Source organism: Enterococcus sp. DIV0240d (assembly GCF_051711245.1).
In the GTDB taxonomy this organism is placed as follows: domain Bacteria; phylum Bacillota; class Bacilli; order Lactobacillales; family Enterococcaceae; genus Enterococcus_D; species Enterococcus_D casseliflavus.
The window spans coordinates 521,749-540,391 of record NZ_JBIOMG010000001.1; the positions used below are offsets into that span (position 1 = coordinate 521,749).

The following is an 18,643-nucleotide window of genomic DNA, read 5'->3' on the forward strand; positions in this document are numbered from 1 at the left end:
TAAGAGTGTTATGATGTTGGAAGAAACTTTCCGAGTCTAGCTCAGCGCCTACACCTCGATGTATTTCGAGGTGTACGCACTCATCATAAAGTGCTTTTTTTTTACTTTCGATTACCTGTCAAGACAGGTAATGGCAAGTGAAAAAAAGATCTGGAGACAAATCGTGCGTGAATCATTGAAAAACGTGCGCTTTTTTGGTAGTGTTAGAAAGAATTAATCGCAAATGAAGGAGTCTATCATGAAGCCAATCATTGAATTGAATGCTATTACTGTGCGTTATAGCGAAGAAGAGCGTGCCGCGTTAAATAACGTATCCTTTTCCATCAACAAAGGGGAATGGGTGGCGTTGATCGGCCATAACGGCTCTGGTAAATCAACTTTAGCAAAAACCATCAATGGCTTGATCTTGCCACAAGAAGGCAGTGTTTCTGTCGGCGAATTGCCTTTGAATGAAGAAAATATCTGGAATATTCGAAAAATGGTCGGTATGGTCTTTCAAAACCCTGACAATCAATTCGTTGGTTCGACGGTGGAAGATGATGTGGCTTTCGGTTTGGAAAATCAAGGAATCCCGCGAGAAGAAATGCTGGTTCGTGTCAAAGACGCTCTGGAACAAGTACGGATGAGCGAGTTTGCGACCCGGGAACCCGCGCGTCTTTCTGGTGGTCAAAAACAGCGGGTAGCCATTGCTGGCGTAGTTGCATTGCGCCCAGATATCATCATTCTTGATGAAGCCACTAGTATGCTAGATCCAGAAGGTCGTGAAGAAGTGATCGCAACGATCAAAAAAATCAAAGAGAAAAACAATTTGACCGTGCTTTCGATCACCCATGATATCGATGAAGCAGCCAACGCCAATCGGGTGCTGGTGATGCGTCAAGGAAAGCTCGTCCGCGAAGGGACACCAGCAGAGATTTTTTCTGCAGGTCCGGAACTGATTGAGCTAGGCTTAGATCTGCCGTTTCCTGAAAAAATAAAGGCGGCACTAAAACAGCGGGGCGTCACGGTACCGCAAGCGTACTTAACTGAAGAAGGGATGGTGGATTGGCTATGGACATCCGTTTTGAACAAGTAGGATTCACCTACCAACCGCATTCTCCGTTTGAACAGCGGGTTTTGTTCGATATCGATTTAGAGATCAAAGAAGGCTCTTATACCGCCTTAGTCGGTCATACGGGTAGCGGAAAATCTACGTTGTTGCAGCACTTGAATGCATTATTAAAACCAACGACTGGTACGGTCACGATCGGTGAGCGAGTCATCAAACCCGAGACAGACAACAAAAATCTAAAACCGTTACGTAAAAAAGTCGGGATCGTTTTTCAATTTCCTGAATCCCAATTATTTGAGGAAACTGTTGCGAGAGATATCGCTTTTGGACCGAAAAACTTTGGGGTCTCCGAAGAAGCAGCCAAAGGTTTAGCCCAAGAATACATTCAATTGGTAGGTTTAGATGAAAGTTTTCTGGAACGTTCACCATTTGACCTTTCAGGGGGCCAAATGCGCCGTGTAGCGATTGCTGGGGTCTTGGCTATGGAACCAGAAGTTTTGGTCTTAGACGAGCCGACAGCTGGCTTAGATCCACAAGGACGCAAAGAGATGATGGAAATGTTTGATCGCCTGCATCGGGAAAAGAACATGACGATCATTTTAGTGACCCACTTGATGGATGATGTGGCAAACTATGCTGATTATGTCTATGTGTTAGAAAAAGGACGTCTCGTCAAAGCAGGCACGCCGTCCGTTGTGTTTCAAGATACTGCCTGGCTGCAAGAAAAGCAGTTGGGGGTACCGACAGCAACCGCATTTGCGGAGCAACTACAAGCCAGAGGATTGGCATTTGAGCAGTTGCCGCTAACAGCTGATGAGCTGGCGGATGTTTTAGTAGCAAAGGGGGCGACTGCCCATGATGAATAAACTGATTTTCGGTCGTTTTATTCCTGGGGACTCCTTGATCCACCGTTTAGATCCACGAGTCAAATTGATTGCTAGTTTTTATTTTATCGCGATTATCTTTTTGGCGAATAATTGGCAAAGCTATTTATTAGCGGGTGCTTTTACGCTCTTTTGTATCTCCTTTTCAAAAATCGATTTTGGCTTCTTTATTCGAGGCGTGCGTCCTTTGATTTGGCTGATTTTATTTACTGTGGCGTTACAGATTTTATTTACTACCGGCGGCGACGTCTACTGGTCTTGGTGGATCTTTAACATCACAGAATTTGGTGTCCAAAACGGGATTTTTATTTTTTGCCGTTTTGTTTTGATCATTTTCATGTCGACCTTGTTGACGTTAACGACGCCTCCATTAGAGCTTTCAGATGCGATCGAATACATTTTGCGTCCGTTAAAAGCGATCCGTTTCCCTGTCCATGAAATCTCACTGATGCTGTCGATCGCGTTGCGCTTTGTGCCAACCTTGATGGATGAAACAGAAAAAATTATGAATGCTCAGCGTGCCCGCGGGGTCGATTTCGGCGAAGGGGGACTGTTGCAGAAGATGAAGGCGATCGTTCCTTTATTGATTCCTTTATTTGTCAGCAGCTTTAACCGTGCGGAAGATCTAGCTACCGCTATGGAAGCCAGAGGCTATCAAGGCGGCGAAGGGCGTACCAAGTATCGGATTTTACATTGGCATCAACGGGACACATTGGTTGTCATCGTTTTTGCGCTCTTTACAGTAGCGTTAGTGTTCTTAAGAGGATAATCGAAGACCTATGATTGAAGTCAACCCACGAAAGGTTCTTAACGAAGCATCGAGGCTGCTGGCGATCCCAGCGGCTGGTTCGAAAAGGCCTGTCGACCGATCAGACTTTTCTCATAGGCCTTTTTTTGAAAAAATAGAAAGAAACAGGTGATTCAATGGTCCGCTATAAAGCGACGATCGCTTATGATGGCACGAATTTTCAAGGATTTCAACGTCAACCCAATGGCAGAACGGTTCAAGAAGAGATTGAAAAGACATTAACGAAGATGAACAATGGTCAGCCGATTCAGATTCATGGCTCTGGCCGCACCGATGCGGGGGTCCATGCGCAAGGACAAGTGATCCACTTCGATTTCCCTCAAAAGCGCCCACTGGAAAAAATGCGCTTTGGTTTAGATACCCAAACACCAGAAGATGTTGCGGTAAAATCGGTGGAGATCGTTGACGATACCTTCCATGCCCGCTACTTAGTCGTTGAAAAAACCTACCAGTTTCGAGTAGACATTGGGAAACCTCGCAGTCCTTTCCGTCGCCATTATGCCAGCTATTATCCGTATCCGCTAGATTTGGAAAAAATCCAACGAGCGTTGCCAGATTTTTTAGGCACCCATGACTTTACCAGTTTTTGCGCGACGGGCAGTTCCGTCGATGACAAAACACGGACGATCCATGAGGCGTCCATGGCGGTCAATGACGCTGGAGATGAGTTGATTTTCACCTTTCGCGGCGATGGATTTTTGTACAAGATGATCCGAATCATGGTGGGCACATTGTTGAAAATCGGCAATGGACGACTCGCACCTGACAGTATTCCTGCGATCATTGCGCAAAAAGACCGAAATGCAGCAGGTCCCACAGCTCATCCAGAAGGATTGTATTTGGTTCACGTTGCCTATGAATAAGGAAAAACACAAGCTTCGCTGCTCTTGTCCAAAAAGAGAAAGCGAAAGCTTGTGTTTTTATTTTTTCTCAGGCAAAACAGGGGCAGTTTCTTGCCAATCTTCAGTCCTTTCCGCAGCATTTTTAGGCGCAGCAGTGGTGGGTGTTTTTTCTAAGGTACTGGCAGCGACTAAGGCAGCGATCGCTACTAAAAATGCAAAAAGCAAGTAAAGCAGCCAGCTCCAAGCAACGTGATAGCGATTGCCGATGCCTAAAAAGACCATTTGACCGACGGGTCCCCCTAGCATCACAATGGTGGAAAAGATCCCGCTGCTGATGGCGAGATGTTCTTCATCGATCTCACGAATCAGATGTGCCGAAAAGCGAGGATTGATTTTTCCAATCAGATAGCCTTCAGCAAAGAGCAGCACAATCATGAGCCAACGATTATGCAGGAAGAGAAAATTCAAGGTCAATAGACATAAAACGAAGGAGGTATACGCAATCAAGCGAACCAGACCAGTATTTTTGAACCAGTCGGCAGCAAACAAGGCGCCAGCGACCATGCCGATGGAAGTGGCGATGCCTGCCATCGCAACGGTGTTGCCATAAGTGGCAAACCAAAGCGCAAGGTCATCCAACAGCTGGAGATTTAGTAGACCGCTCGTGCTAGCAGCTAAGGTATTGATCAGTAAGGCAAAGAGGATCATCTTTTTAAGAAAAGCTGTACCAGTCAATAATTTAAAGGTTTCCGAGAAATTCTGAAAGAGTGGTGTTGGTGCTTGATTGATTTTCCCAGGCACCGCATAAAAGAGCGAGCGGTTCCAGAAGATCACGATGGCGGCTAAGAAAAACGTCACGGCATTGATCAAACCAAAAGCCGCAAAATTATTATTCAGTAAAATGATCCCCCAAGCACCGATGCCTTGAAAGACGATTTGAACGGTGGTTTGACACGCCATTTGAAAGCCCATGGCACTGTCTAAGGAATCAGCAGGCACAAGACGGCGAACAAAGGGCAGCTGTAACCCAGAACAATAAGCGCCCAAACAATCAGATACAATGTTGATGCCTAGCAAAAGGAAGAAAGACCATAAACTAGGCGGCAGTTGGATCAAAAAAGCGAGTGCCACAAAAAGGACTCCTTGTAATAGTCGACTGCTGATCATCCATTGCACTTTGTTTTTGGTACGATCGGCTAGATAGCCGGTCAGGATCCGTAAGAGATCAGGGATCAGCAGTGCCATGGAGGCTAAGGAAACAGCAAGGGCATTAAAGGGTAATGTACTGGCGTAAACCACGAACACGATATTAAATAAACTCATGCCGATGCCACTGAGTAAGGCGGCGTTGACTAAGGCACGATAGCCTTTGTTTTGTTGATATTCTTTCATCGAAATCATCCTTTCACGTTCTACGTTGTAAAACCAGTATAGGATGCTTTATACTAAGAAGAGAAAATAATCCACTATAGTGGAATTTAAATGTACCAGGAGCGTACCAGAGGTTACTGTCACGAGTGGCTAACAGCTAAAAGAGTGGTATGTAAATAGGGGATCGTAGATTTTGTTCCTCAACATTTTATAAGGTTGAATCTAAATTTGAATCTAGATTTGAATCTAAAATAGTAGCATTTAATGGCAGAGCTTCATTCGCAAAGCAAGATTGGTTTGGCGTTTGCAGACTGATCGCTAGGAGGATGGTTATGGAAGAAGGAAAACTGTACCGACAATTGCGCAAAGAGCGCGGCTATACGATCGCTCAAGTGGCGGATGAACAAAACAGTCGCTCGTTTATCAGTAAATTTGAGCAAGGTGCTTCAAGTATCAGTATTCATCGATTGGAACGCTTATTAGAAAATATCCATGTTACGGTGGAGGAGTTTTATTATTTACGTGCGCAGCAAAAAGGCATAAAAAGTCACGACAACCTGATGAGCTTCCCCAGCTATATGACGAGCGAATTTATGGATTTACTGGATCGAATTTTAGGGATCAACAAAGAAGCTTACTTGAGTAACGTCCACGCCCAGCGAAGCAAAGAAGGGCTGGAGGAAATGCGCAGCGAACTGATCGCCGCTTCCAAACAGCATTCTTTTGTTTTTCTGTACCTTGAGATCACAAAGGAGATACATGAAATCAATCTCTCAGGTCTTAAACCCAATCACTCTTCTGGTGACTACATGGAAAAGCTGCGCACCAAAACTCGCCCCGTCATTTCCTACCTTACGAAAGTAGACAACTGGGGCGTTTATGAGATTTTACTGTTTCGGTATTTTCAATTCTTGTTTCCTGTCGAAACCTCCTATCACTTACTGCAGATCGCTATTTCCCGCACCAAAAAAGAACAAGGCTTGTCCTTGATGCGAGAAATTCAAATGGATTTGATTTTTAGTTGTTTTACGACGTTTGTCAATTTTCGCCGCCTGGAGTGGGCAAAAGAGGTGTTGACCATTGCAGAGGAATTATTGGCAGATCGCGGAGATATGCTAAACAGCACGCATCTTCTTTGCTATCAAGGGTGGTACTGGTATATTTATGGCGATCAAGAAAAAGGACTGTTGAAAATCGACCAAGGGCTTTCGATCTTTCGCGTCTTGAAACAAACCAAAATGGTTAAATTATGGGAGCGATCGTTGCACTCCATCAAGAAAAATGCGGAAGAACCTAACAGTTATCTTATGTTTCGCTAAACGCTCTAAGGGCTAACGGGCTAGGCATTTGGCCCCGCATCGAAGGGGACCTAGTCGGTAGTGGAGGCTAAGGCCACTAGAGCGAACAACTGTGGAACGCCAGCACAAAAAAAGAACCAAACTCACCGATCATTGAGCGACAACCATAAGTCAGCGTTTGCTCTAACTTATGGGGAGCGCCTCAAAAAGACGAGTTGGTTCTTTTTCGATTAGGTTTCTGGTGGTTGATCCATGAGTTGACGTTGGTCGTCTAAAACTTGCTTTTTGGCTACTTGTTTCTGGTAAAACCAAGCAAACAGGATAAACAATGCGATGCAGCCGAAGAACAAGCAAACACCGATAACAAAGCCTTGCGGCAAGAAGGACAGTTCCAAGTGATGGGTGCCACTTGGGATCGTCACACTGATAAAGCCGTCTTGAAAGGCGGTGATTGGAACTTCTTTGCCGTCAAGCGTAGCAGTCCAGCCCTTGTCATAAGGGATGGTCGTTACAAGCTGCTGCTCTTTTTCAGTCGTGATATCGGCTTTGGCACTGCGTTTGCCGACCGTCATAGCGACCCCTCGATCTTGGATCGCATCAATTGCTTGTTGGTAAGCGTTGGTATCCAAGGTCACGACTTGCGGGTTTTGGAAGGAGATTTCAGGCGTTCCGTAGAAGCTGACGGTGAATTGAACCGTCGTATCGGTCTCATAGTGCCCTAAGTCGTAGTATTGACCGTTGATACTGATTTGCGTTTCTCGCTGCTGACCGTTGACTGTCACGGTGGCAGATGAGCTTTCCAATTCCCCAAAGTTGGCAGGGAAAAGACTCAAGTATGCTTGCGAGTTCGCTGGAACCTCCACTTGCCAAGTCACTTCTTTTGCGACATTGCTTTCTTGCTCGGTAAATTTCATATACATGCCGTCATTGGTGATATCTGTATTTTTACTATGGATCACCGTGATCGGCTGAAAGGCAAAATACTCTAAATTTAAATCCGCCAAGCCATTGAAAAGATTTTTCTGGCTCGTCAAGTTGTCATTTTGCGGCTGATCAATCGATTCAATGGTTGGTTCAGCCAAGAAACCTAGCGGTAACGCATTTTGATTCTCATAAAGCTTGTATTCACCAGATTCCCCCACACGTTGAAAGCCGTATTTGGTGAGATTTGGCTTGGAGATATTGTATTTGATCCCTGTAAAAGCATCCATCAGCAAGGTATTATTCGGATAGCGGATATTTAAATTGGTGCCGCGGGACCGAAAGCCCAGCTTATCCAGGTAGCTTGAGGAATTGCGGTTACGGATCGAAGAAAACATGCTGACACCGCTGTAGCCATAATTGATACTGTCGTTGGAAGAAACAGGATCAAGGTTTTCTAATCGGAAAAAGGTATCATTGTCTTCGTTGGCTTGAGTGACTAGTTTTTTGATGTCCGGATAAGGTTCTGTATACAAACTGCGAGAAGCATAGTTCCAATCATTCAAAATTCCGCGAACCATGCCGCTCGTATTGACGGCCATTTCTCCGCAGACGAAGATTAGCATCAAGATCGTCACTCGTTTTTGTGTTAAAAGACCTAATTGCCCGAACCCAATACATAACAAGTAAAGAACAAAGAATACGATCGTTAGCGCAAAAGAAGTAGCGGAAACATATTCATAGGTTCCAGGTCCTTTCAATGCGTAGGAGAGGGCAAACACCACGATCGTAGAAAGACCAATAATGAGAAACAAGCCGCGATCTTTTTGCTGCAGCTGCTCCCACCCGTATCCCGCCAGCATGATCACTAAGAAGGAGAACAAATAGGCATAGCGGAAAAGGAACATATTTGGGGCATGCATCCCGTGCCAAAAAAGATTCATCGGCACGATATAAAAACTGGCGATCAAAAAAGCAAACATGCCAGCGTATAAGAATTTATCCTTCAAGCGGATTTTCTTCGAAACAAAATATAAAATACACAACAGCAACGGCAATAAACCGATATAGATGAAGGGAATGGAGCCGTATTTTGTCGTATCGTAAACACCGATCATGTTTTTCATCACGAGATCAAAGACATCGGTGGCTTCGGTTTTAAAGGAAGAAATCGTTGTTAATTCTTCCCCGTTTGAGCGCAAATCCAATAAGGCAGGTAAGATGATTACCATTGAGGCGCCGCCAGCTAACAAGGAGGTGATGCCATATGGGATGATCGCCCCCCGAGCTTGCTTCCAGTTGCGGCCCAACTGAACCAAGAAATACATCACGGAAAAGAGACCGATCATAAAGCCCATGTAAAAACTGGATAAAAATAACAGCAGATAACTGATAAATAACACGACTGGTTTTTTCTTTTTCACTAAACGGTCAATACCTAAAATCACTAGCGGTAGATAGATCATGGCATCAAGCCACATGATCAGTTCCGAATGGGCGGTGATGAAGGACATCAAGGCATAACAGACAGCTAAGGTCACATGCTGCCAACGTTGGATCTTAAAGGTTTGGCTGGCATAAAACCAAAACGCCAAGCCCGCGCTGCCGATCTTGATCAAGGTCAAGAAGTACAACGCATCTGGCATCAGCTGATTTGGGAAAAACAAGACCAGAGGAGTGAAGATCCCGCCTAAGTAATAGGAGATCAGTGCCAGATAATTCAAGCCTAAAGAGGCGTTCCATGTATAAAAGATACTTTGCTTGCCTAAGAGCATATTGCGAAAGCTGGCATGAAAGTTTGAGAATTGTGAAAAGGCATCACTGGCTAAGACACTGCGGCTGCTGCCAGGGTAGATGCCGATGGTCAAATAGATCACTGCCATGATAAGAAACGGCAAGCAGAAACTAGCAAGCATATAAGGCCAATGTTGTTTGGCAAATGTTTTTATTTTCGTCACAAGAAGTCACCTGTTCTTTATCAATTTTTTCTTAGTTTACCACAGGTGAATCGATTAAAAAAACAAAGACCTGTTTTCTTTAATGAAAACCTAAGTGAAAGCGCACCAAAGAAAAAAGGGTACAAAAAAAGCCGTTCAAAACGAACGGCCGAAAAGGTCTAATTATACGCGCTCAACTTTTCCAGATTTCAAAGCACGAGTTGACACCCAAACTTTTTTAGGTTTTCCGTCAATCATAACGCGAACTTTTTGCAAGTTAGGTTTCACAGTACGTTTTGTCGCATTCATTGCGTGAGAACGATTGTTTCCACTTGTAGTTTTACGTCCAGTAAAGTAACAAACTTTAGCCATGTGGTTATTTCCTCCTTTGCCTTGATGTTGGAGCGCTATTTCAGCTCATACCATCTGAATTTATCACAGAAAGGTGAAAAAAGCAAGAGTAATTTTCAAGAAACATTGACTTTTCCCGGTAAACATTGTAAATTAAACAAGGTCGAAATGCAAGACGTTTGGTCAGAAAGCCCCTTTTCATATGTCTCATCCTTTTATTTGCGGTACAGCTATGATAAAATATGTAAGAAGAAAGATGGGTCATGCCCATTGAAGGAGGCTATAAAATGGCTGTAAAAATTCAAACCTCATCAGGTATTATTGAAATCAGCAATGAAGTCATTGCAACAGTGGTCGGAGGCGCAGCAACAGATGTGTTCGGCATTGTTGGTATGGCTAGCAAGAAACAAATCAAAGATAACATCAATGAAATTTTACGAAAAGAAAATTATTCTCGCGGTGTCGTTGTCCGCCAAGAAGAAAACGGCATTGCAGTGGATGTATACACGATCGTCAGCTATGGAACAAAGATTTCCGAAGTTTCCCGCAACGTGCAGGAAAAAGTGAAATACAACTTAGAAACGATGCTAGGTGTATCTGCGAACTCGGTAAATGTATTTGTTCAAGGCGTACGTGTACTGCCAGATTAGGCAAGGGATCCGTTCATGGCGGATGATTTTAAGGAGGACTATCTAAGTGAAGGTAACGAATATCAGCGCAAGTCAGTTTCAAGAAATGGTGCAGGCAGGCGCGGCTCGTCTACAAGTTAATGCAGAGTTTGTCAACTCATTGAATGTGTTTCCTGTTCCAGATGGAGACACTGGGACAAACATGAATCTATCCATGACCAGTGGAGCAAAAGCGGTCGCAGATGCGACTTCAGAAAACGTCGGCGATCTTGCCGCTACACTTTCAAAAGGACTATTGATGGGCGCACGTGGGAATTCTGGCGTCATTTTATCTCAATTATTCCGCGGTTTTTCTAAAGCTATCCCGACCGCAGAAACACTCACTGCACCAGAATTGGCTCAAGCCTTTACTCATGGAGTAGAAACCGCCTATAAAGCAGTCATGAAACCTGTGGAAGGAACCATCTTGACTGTGGCACGCATCGCAGCTGAATATGGCGAGAAAAAAGCACAAACTACCGATGATTGTATCGAAGTGATGAAAGCCGTGGTTCACGGTGCAAAACGTTCATTGGCGAAAACCCCAGATCTATTGCCCGTCTTAAAAGAAGTCGGCGTGGTAGATAGCGGCGGTCAAGGATTGTTGTTCATTTATGAAGGCTTCTTAAATGCGTTGACGGGTGAATACCCAGCCGATGAAATCTTCGAACCTTCCCCAGCGGCTATGGATGAAATGGTCAATGCCGAACATCATCGCAGCGTTCAAGGACACTTAGCGACAGAAGATATCACCTTTGGTTACTGTACAGAAATCATGGTGAAGATCGGTGAAGGTCCGACTGTAGATAGTGAATTTGATTATGAAACATTCCGTAATTACTTAAATGAGTTAGGGGATTCCTTATTAGTGGTCAACGACGATGAGATCATCAAAGTCCATGTCCATACGGAACATCCTGGCGAAGTCATGAATTATGGTCAAAAATTCGGCTCATTGGTGAAAATCAAAGTTGACAACATGCGTCTTCAGCATGAAACGATTTTGGAACACGACCAGCAAGGTGCAAAACCTGCACCAGTGAAACGTCCACGGACACCATTTGCGATCATCGCGATCGCGGCTGGCGAAGGCTTGAAAGAATTGTTCACTAGCCTGGGTGCTTCATATGTCATCAGTGGCGGCCAAACGATGAACCCAAGTACGGAAGACATTTTGTTGGCGATCAATGAAGTTAATGCCGACCAAGTGATCGTTCTACCAAATAACAAAAACATCTTTATGGCTGCACAGCAAGCAGCGGAAGTTTCCGAGATTCCAGTAGCGGTTGTTGAAACACGGACGATCTCACAAGGGATGACAGCGATGCTGGCATTCCACGAGCAATCCACACTAGCTGAAAATCAGCAAGCTATGACCGATGTCTTAGCAAGTGTTGTCAGCGGATCAGTGACTCATGCGATCCGTAATACATCAATTGATGGCATCGAAATCACAGAAGGCGACTTCTTAGGAATGGTCGACGGCAAAATCGTTGTTTCTGTTCCTGATCGTTTCTCTGCTTCCATGACTACCTTAGAAAAAATGATCACAGAAGATACTGAGATCGTCACCATCATTATCGGTGAAGAAGGCAAAGCCAAAGAAGCAGCGAAAATTGAAGAAGCGATCGTTGAGCTGCATCCTGAGATCGAAGTAGAGATCCATCAAGGCGATCAGCCAGTTTATCCGTATCTTTTCTCAGCAGAATAAACAAATTAGGCGGCGGGGGCAAAAATCGTAGATGATTTTTGGCTCCGTCTTTTTCTATGAATGCAGGAATCTCTGCAATAAATAAAATTACTTTGGAAAAGGAGGGTACCTATGCTGAATCAGCCACTTACGGTATTAAAGGGTGTCGGAGAAAAACGCGCCCAAGACTTGGCGAGTTTAGGGATCGAAACCATTGAAGACCTGCTGAAGTATTATCCGTTTCGTTATGAAGACATTCAAGAACGGCAATTAGCGGAGATTCAAGACCAAGAAAAAGTAACGATCAAGGGGATCGTCGTTTCCCCGCCGGTCGTCAATCGCTTTGGCTATAAGAAAAGTCGGTTGCAATTTCGCATGATGCAAGACCACGATGTCTTTAATGTCTCCTTTTTCAATCAGCCTTATTTGAAGGATAAAGTAGAGGTTTCAGAAGAGATCGCCGTCTATGGCAAATGGGACGCCAAACGCAAAGGACTGACGGGGATGAAAATTCTCGGCAGCAAGAGCGCAGAAGACTTTGCCCCCATTTATCATGTCAATAAAGCCGTGCGTCAAAGTGTGTTGATCGAACTGATCAAACAGGCATTCCTTGATTTTGGTGATCAGATCACAGAGATCTTGCCTTTGTCATTGATCGAAAAATATCGCTTGTTGGATCGGAAATCCGCGATGTTTGCGATGCACTTTCCTAAAGATCCCCAAGAGAGTCATCAAGCGAAGCGTCGGGTGATTTTTGAAGAGTTCTTTTTGTTCCAAATGCAGATCCAAGGACTGAAGAAAAGCGAAAAAGCCGAGAAAAACGGTCTAGCGATCGATTATGATGTGCAACGCTTGAAAGAGTTTACTCGTAAACTGCCCTTTGAATTGACGAATGCGCAAAAGCGTGTGACCAATGAAATCTGCCATGACCTGAAAAGTCCGCAGCACATGCAGCGACTCTTGCAAGGAGATGTAGGAAGCGGGAAAACAGTCGTGGCGGCGATCGCCCTTTATGCCACGATGACAGCTGGCTTTCAGGGCGCACTGATGGTGCCGACTGAGATTTTGGCCCAGCAGCACCTAGAAAGCTTGAATCAACTCTTTGACCCCTTAGAAGTGACCACCGCTCTTTTGACAGGCTCGACCAAACCAAAAGAACGGCGAGTCATCTTAGAACAATTAGCAGCCGGGGAGATCGACATCATCGTTGGGACCCATGCGCTGATTCAAGAAGGGGTGGACTTTGCACATCTTGGCTTAGTCATCACCGATGAACAACACCGTTTTGGCGTCAATCAGCGAAAAGTCTTACGGGAAAAAGGCTATCTGCCTGATGTGCTCTTTATGACCGCCACACCGATCCCTCGTACGTTAGCGATCACGGCTTATGGCGAAATGGATGTTTCGGTGATCGATGAAATGCCAGCAGGACGGATTCCTGTAGAGACTCGCTGGGTCCGTCCGCCGCAGTTTGAATCGATCTTAGAGTGGGCGCAAAAAGAATTGGCACAAGGGCATCAGATGTATGTCATCTGTCCTTTGATCGAAGAATCCGAAATGCTGGATGTCAAGAATGCCACGGAGATTTATGAGCAGCTGCAAAGTTACTTTTCTCCTACTTATCAAGTGGGGATGCTGCATGGGAAAATGAAGAATCAAGAAAAAGACAGCATCATGGAAGCTTTCAAAGAAAATCAACTGCAGATCTTGGTTTCCACGACGGTCATCGAAGTAGGGGTCAATGTCCCCAATGCGACAGTGATGCTGATCATTGACGCCGATCGCTTCGGGTTAGCCCAGCTTCATCAATTGCGTGGACGGGTAGGGCGCGGTGCCGATGCTTCTTACTGTATATTGATCGCAAACCCGAAGAATGAGACAGGGGTCGAGCGAATGAAGATCATGACAGAAACCACCAACGGCTTTGTAGTCAGCGAAAAAGATTTGCAGTTGCGAGGACCAGGAGAAGTCTTCGGCAATCGACAATCGGGCTTGCCAGAGTTTGCGGCTGCCGATTTGGTCGCGGATGCCCATATTCTAGAAGTGGCACAAGTCGAAGCTGCCCAGCTTTGGCAAAAAAATGGCTGGCAGCTGTTGCCAGAATTTTCGGCATTGGCAAACTATTTAGCAGCAAAAAAAGCAGACAAACAATTTTTTGATTAAAGAATATGCTATACTGATTGGGAAAATGAAGGGAGTGGCAGCGAGATGCGGATTGCTGTTGATGCAATGGGCGGAGACAACGCCCCAAAAGCGATCGTAGAAGGAGTCATGCTGGCAAAAAAAGACTTTCCAGAGATTGAATTCCTCCTTTACGGAAAAGAAAATGAAATCAAAAAATACATGACGGATGATAAGAATGTCACCATTATCCACACGGATGAAAAAATCAATAGTGATGATGAGCCTGTCAAAGCGATCAGACGAAAAAAAAACGCCTCAATGGTCTTGGCAGCACAAGCGGTCAAAAATGGTGAGGCAGATGCGATTTTTTCAGCTGGAAACACTGGGGCCTTATTAGCGGCTGGTTTGTTTATCGTCGGTCGGATCAAAGGGATCGACCGTCCCGGATTGATGTCCACAATGCCAGTGATCGGCAAAGATGCTGGCTTTGACATGCTGGATCTAGGTGCCAATGCCGACAATAAACCAGAACATTTGGCAAACTATGCCGTCTTAGGGTCCTTTTATGCCCAAAAAGTTCGCGGGATCAATCGACCACGGGTCGGCTTGTTAAATAACGGAACGGAAGAAACCAAAGGCAGTGAATTAACGAAAAAAGCCTTTGAACTGCTTTCGCAAGACCCGACGATCCACTTTATCGGCAATGTCGAGGCTCGGGAATTATTGGATGGTGCAGCTGACGTCGTCGTGACAGATGGCTTTACTGGAAATGCTGTTTTGAAATCGATCGAAGGAACCGCCTTGAATTTGATGGCGCTGTTGAAACAGTCGATTCTCGATTCTGGTGCCAAAGGGAAATTAGGCGCATTATTATTAAAAGATGCGTTGCGGAAAGTGAAAAATGAAATGGATTATGCGAAACACGGCGGTGCCGTATTGTTTGGTTTGAAAGCCCCAGTCATCAAAACCCATGGTGCGACAGGACCAGAAGCGGTGGCGTACACCATCAAGCAGATCCATACGATGTTAGCGACAGATGTCGTGGCACAATTGGTCGCCCATTTTGAAGAAATGCCGACTGACAAAGACGAAACGCAATCATAATGCAATGATTGTAATGAAATTGCAAAAATATCTAGACAAAAAGCATAGAAAGCAGTACAATGTTTGTTAGCCATTCTATGTTTTGTGCAAACGCGTGGAGGTGAAGCCAGTTGACACGAGATGAAGTATTCAAGAAAGTTGCGGTCGTGATCGCCAATCATTTTGAAATTGACGCAGAGAACGTAACGGATACGATGAGCATTAAAGACGACTTGAACGCTGATTCGATCAGTGTGATGGAATTCGTCCTTGAACTAGAAGATGAATTTGGTACCGAGATTTCTGATGAAGATGCCGAGCAGATCGAAACAGTCGGTGGAGCGGTTGATTATATTTCAAGCCATCTTGCTTAAGACAGACATAAGAGCTAAGTCCTAGATGACTTAGCTCTTTCTTTCTCATAATTGATCCGCAGTGATTTTGAGCGGCTTTTCTTTGGTAGTGAAATCTAAAAAACGGTCGTTAAACCTGACATGACGGCGTTGAAAGCATAATGTAAATTTTCTGAAAATTCAGTGTATTAACTTTTCTGGGACTTGCATTATTGGTGGCATTTCTATATAATTATTAAGAATATATTATACAATGTTAAGAAAGCTTTTGGAAATGAAATGCATGTTCCTTCTTTTTTTACATTAAATTGCAAGACATCTTAGAAAGTAGAGAGGGGTATTCGATTGTCCAGAGATAATCAATTACTAGATGTTCAAAACCTTCACACAGGTTTTCGTATTAAAGACGATTACTATGACGCAGTAGATGGTATTTCTTTTACACTGGATCGCAATGAGATCTTAGCGATCGTAGGAGAATCTGGTTGCGGCAAGAGTACGTTAGCTACAACGATCATGGGGCTGCATGACCCAAACAACACGAAAATCACCGGAGAAATCTTATATAAAGATTTAAACTTGTCAAACTTAAACGAAACGCTGTACAACAAAATTCGCGGAAATGATATTGGGATGATTTTCCAAGATCCATTGTCTGCACTGAATCCTTTGATGCGGATCGAAGATCAAATCAAAGAAGGGTTATCCTACCATACGGATATGACCGCCGAACAGCGTCAAGCACGAGCATTAGAATTATTAGAACAAGTGGGGATTCCCAATCCACCGCGAGTAGGACGTCAATACCCTCATGAATTGTCTGGTGGGATGCGTCAGCGGGTCATCATTGCGATCGCGATTGCTTGTAAACCACCAATTATTATTGCGGATGAACCAACGACCGCGTTGGATGTGACGATCCAAGCACAGATCCTTGATCTACTAAAAGATTTGCAAGAAGAAACACAGACGGGGATCATTTTGATCACCCACGATTTAGGTGTCGTAGCAGAGATGGCCGACCGAGTAGCCGTGATGTACGGGGGTCAGTTTGTGGAAGTCGCAACAGCCGAAGAGTTGTTTGCCAATCCAAAACATCCATACACCCGCTCATTGCTTAACTCGATCCCTCAAGAAAATTCACAAGACAGTGAACTGCACGTGATCGAAGGCGTAGTTCCTTCATTGAAAAATATGCCACGGACGGGTTGTCGGTTTGCCGCACGGATTCCTTGGATTCCTGAAAGCGACCACGAAGCAAACCCAGTCTTGCATGAAGTAGCACCTGATCATTTGGTCCGTTGCACATGCTACAAGCATTTTCATTTTAGAGACGAAGAAGGAGAAGTGTAGATGACAGAATTAATTACAATTAAAGATCTGAAAGTCCACTATCCTATTCGCAGCGGATTTTTCAACCGCGTCACAGACCATGTGTATGCCGTTGACGGTGTGGACTTCATCATAGAAAAAGGAAAAACCTACGGATTGGTTGGTGAGTCTGGTTCTGGTAAATCCACGACGGGGAAAGCCATCGTTGGATTAGAAAAAATCACCAGTGGCGAAATCATTTATGATGGGCAAGACGTGACCAAACGTTCCGTCCGCAAAAAAATGAACTACAACAAAGATGTCCAAATGATTTTCCAAGATTCAATGTCCAGCTTGAATCCTAAAAAACGCGTGGTCGACATTATCGCCGAACCATTACGCAACTTTGAACGCTTAAGCGATCAAGAAGAGAAAAAACGAGTGAAAAGCCTTCTGGATATCGTTGGGATGCCAGAAGATGCCCTATACAAATATCCTCACGAGTTCTCTGGTGGACAACGTCAGCGGTTAGGGGTTGCCCGCGCGGTAGCATCCAATCCAAAACTGATCGTCGCCGATGAGCCGGTTTCAGCCCTTGACTTATCCGTGCAAGCGCAGGTGCTGAACTTTATGAAACGGATCCAGCAAGAATTTGGCTTAAGTTTCTTATTCATCTCTCATGACTTAGGGGTCGTAAAACACATGTGTGACAATATCGCCATCATGTACAAAGGCCGCTTCGTTGAGATCGGGACACGGGAAGACATCTATCAAGACCCGCGTCACATCTATACAAAACGTTTATTATCAGCGATTCCTCAAATCGACGTAAAAAATCGCGATGCTCACAAAGAAAACCGCCGCAAGGTCGAGTTGGAATATGTGACCCATCAAAAAGATTACTACGACGAAACTGGCAGAGTGTATGACTTGCGTAAAATCACCGAGTCGCACCAAGTCGCATTGAAAAACGGGGGTGCTGAATAATGTGGAAAACAATTCTACGTCGTTTGTTGTTGATGATCCCGCAAGTCATTATTTTGAGTATCTTGATTTTCTTGATCGCACAAGCAATGCCTGGGGATCCATTTACCGGTTTGATCAATCCAAACCAAGATCCAGCTGTTATTGAGCGGATGCGTGAAGCCGCTGGTTTGAATGACCCATGGTATACCCAGTATTTCCGTTGGATCGGAAATGCCTTAAAAGGGGACTTTGGTCAAAGTTTCATCTTTAAATTACCTGTTTCAACGTTATTAGCAGGACGTATCAGCAATACATTGTGGTTATCTTTATTGACGGTCATTTTGACTTACGTGATTGCCATTCCTTTAGGGATGTGGGCAGGACGTTACCAAAATTCATTGCTTGATAAAGTCGTCGTTGTTTACAACTTCTTCAGTTTCGCCGTACCGTTGTTTATCTTTGCGTTGATCGCATTGTTCATCTTCGGTTACCGATTGGCTTGGTTCCCAACGGGTGGTTCCGTTGCACCGGGGGTCAGCGGCATGGCTGAGTTTTGGAGTCGCTTGTATCACCTACTATTACCGGCGATCACTTCTGCATTATTAGGAACAGCAGTGACGATCCAATACTTGCGAAGTGAAGTCATTGATTCGAAATCATTGGATTTCGTTCGTACCGCTCGTTCAAAAGGGGTACCAACGAATAAAGTCTTCTCACGTCACGTTTTCCGTAATGCATCGTTGCCGATCGCATCACAAATGGGCTACGAGATCACTTCATTGATCGCAGGTTCTGTGGTCATTGAGAAAATCTTCGCTTACCCAGGTGTCGGAAAACTGTTTATCGATAGTATCGTCCAACGGGACTATGCCGTGATCACTTCACTGACATTGATCTTAGGACTAGCGACCTTGATCGGTACGCTGCTATCAGATATCATCATGAGTATTGTCGATCCAAGAATCAGAATCCAGTAATAGGAGGG

General features: G+C 44.6%; 16 protein-coding genes. 13 read left to right on the plus strand and 3 right to left on the minus strand.

The window, feature by feature from the left end:
• The first annotated feature begins 238 nt into the window (after nt 1-238).
• The 4 genes from IGJ25_RS02515 to truA all read left to right on the plus strand — a co-directional run bounded on the left by IGJ25_RS02515 (nt 239) and on the right by truA (nt 3,606).
• Nucleotides 239-1,075 (plus strand): energy-coupling factor ABC transporter ATP-binding protein, encoded by an 837-nt coding sequence (locus IGJ25_RS02515; protein ID WP_225000636.1) that lies wholly within the window; start codon nt 239-241, stop codon nt 1,073-1,075.
• A complete protein-coding gene (locus tag IGJ25_RS02520) occupies nt 1,051-1,917 on the plus strand; it encodes an energy-coupling factor ABC transporter ATP-binding protein (RefSeq protein WP_005232516.1) in 867 nt (288 codons plus the stop codon). The genes IGJ25_RS02515 and IGJ25_RS02520 overlap by 25 nt, the downstream gene beginning before the upstream one ends.
• Nucleotides 1,907-2,704 (plus strand): energy-coupling factor transporter transmembrane component T family protein, encoded by a 798-nt coding sequence (locus tag IGJ25_RS02525; protein WP_005227113.1) that lies wholly within the window; start codon nt 1,907-1,909, stop codon nt 2,702-2,704. Before IGJ25_RS02520 ends, IGJ25_RS02525 begins: the two co-directional genes overlap by 11 nt.
• A 155-nt stretch (nt 2,705-2,859) precedes the next feature.
• Nucleotides 2,860-3,606, plus strand: a complete 747-nt coding sequence (truA, locus tag IGJ25_RS02530; protein ID WP_010748617.1) for a tRNA pseudouridine(38-40) synthase TruA — start codon at nt 2,860-2,862, stop codon at nt 3,604-3,606.
• Nucleotides 3,607-3,663: 57 nt separating this feature from the next.
• On the opposite strand, the gene IGJ25_RS02535 is transcribed toward truA, so the two are convergent.
• Nucleotides 3,664-4,977: an MFS transporter gene (locus IGJ25_RS02535; RefSeq protein ID WP_081116104.1), complete on the minus strand. Its 1,314-nt coding sequence runs from the start codon at nt 4,975-4,977 to the stop codon at nt 3,664-3,666.
• Between the two features lie 311 nt (nt 4,978-5,288).
• Here IGJ25_RS02535 and IGJ25_RS02540 point away from each other — a divergent pair, with 311 nt between their 5' ends.
• Entirely contained in the window at nt 5,289-6,275 is a 987-nt protein-coding gene (locus IGJ25_RS02540) for an Rgg/GadR/MutR family transcriptional regulator (RefSeq protein ID WP_010748619.1), read from the plus strand.
• Between the two features lie 209 nt (nt 6,276-6,484).
• Here the strand turns inward: IGJ25_RS02540 and IGJ25_RS02545 are convergent, their stop codons facing one another.
• Together IGJ25_RS02545 and rpmB are read right to left on the minus strand one after the other, a co-directional pair.
• The gene (locus IGJ25_RS02545; RefSeq protein ID WP_413118748.1) at nt 6,485-9,133 is read right to left on the minus strand and encodes a YfhO family protein; all 2,649 of its coding nucleotides are present in this window, start codon (nt 9,131-9,133) and stop codon (nt 6,485-6,487) included.
• A 162-nt stretch (nt 9,134-9,295) separates the two neighbouring features.
• Entirely contained in the window at nt 9,296-9,484 is a 189-nt protein-coding gene (gene rpmB, locus IGJ25_RS02550) for a 50S ribosomal protein L28 (RefSeq protein WP_003128045.1), read from the minus strand.
• A 266-nt stretch (nt 9,485-9,750) separates the two neighbouring features.
• Between rpmB and IGJ25_RS02555 the strand changes: the two genes are divergently transcribed.
• The 8 genes from IGJ25_RS02555 (at nt 9,751) to opp4B (ending at nt 18,635) form a co-directional block, all read left to right on the plus strand.
• Complete coding sequence (locus IGJ25_RS02555) at nt 9,751-10,113, plus strand: Asp23/Gls24 family envelope stress response protein (RefSeq protein WP_005227125.1); 363 nt, start codon at nt 9,751-9,753, stop codon at nt 10,111-10,113.
• A gap of 46 nt (nt 10,114-10,159) precedes the next feature.
• Complete coding sequence (locus IGJ25_RS02560; RefSeq protein WP_005227126.1) at nt 10,160-11,842, plus strand: DAK2 domain-containing protein; 1,683 nt, start codon at nt 10,160-10,162, stop codon at nt 11,840-11,842.
• Between the two features lie 111 nt (nt 11,843-11,953).
• Nucleotides 11,954-13,984 carry an ATP-dependent DNA helicase RecG gene (recG, locus tag IGJ25_RS02565; RefSeq protein ID WP_015508817.1) on the plus strand — a complete coding sequence of 677 codons (2,031 nt, stop codon included), beginning with the start codon at nt 11,954-11,956 and terminating at the stop codon, nt 13,982-13,984.
• A gap of 45 nt (nt 13,985-14,029) precedes the next feature.
• Nucleotides 14,030-15,049, plus strand: coding sequence for a phosphate acyltransferase PlsX (gene plsX / locus IGJ25_RS02570; protein ID WP_010748622.1), 1,020 nt, complete (start codon nt 14,030-14,032; stop codon nt 15,047-15,049).
• Between the two features lie 110 nt (nt 15,050-15,159).
• A complete protein-coding gene (acpP, locus tag IGJ25_RS02575) occupies nt 15,160-15,402 on the plus strand; it encodes an acyl carrier protein (RefSeq protein ID WP_005227129.1) in 243 nt (80 codons plus the stop codon).
• Nucleotides 15,403-15,726: 324 nt separating this feature from the next.
• Nucleotides 15,727-16,734, plus strand: coding sequence for an ABC transporter ATP-binding protein (locus IGJ25_RS02580; RefSeq protein ID WP_005227130.1), 1,008 nt, complete (start codon nt 15,727-15,729; stop codon nt 16,732-16,734).
• Complete coding sequence (locus IGJ25_RS02585) at nt 16,735-17,679, plus strand: ABC transporter ATP-binding protein (RefSeq protein ID WP_005227131.1); 945 nt, start codon at nt 16,735-16,737, stop codon at nt 17,677-17,679.
• Nucleotides 17,679-18,635, plus strand: a complete 957-nt coding sequence (opp4B, locus tag IGJ25_RS02590) for an oligopeptide ABC transporter permease (protein WP_005227132.1) — start codon at nt 17,679-17,681, stop codon at nt 18,633-18,635. The genes IGJ25_RS02585 and opp4B overlap by 1 nt, the downstream gene beginning before the upstream one ends.
• The last annotated feature ends 8 nt before the right edge of the window (nt 18,636-18,643 follow it).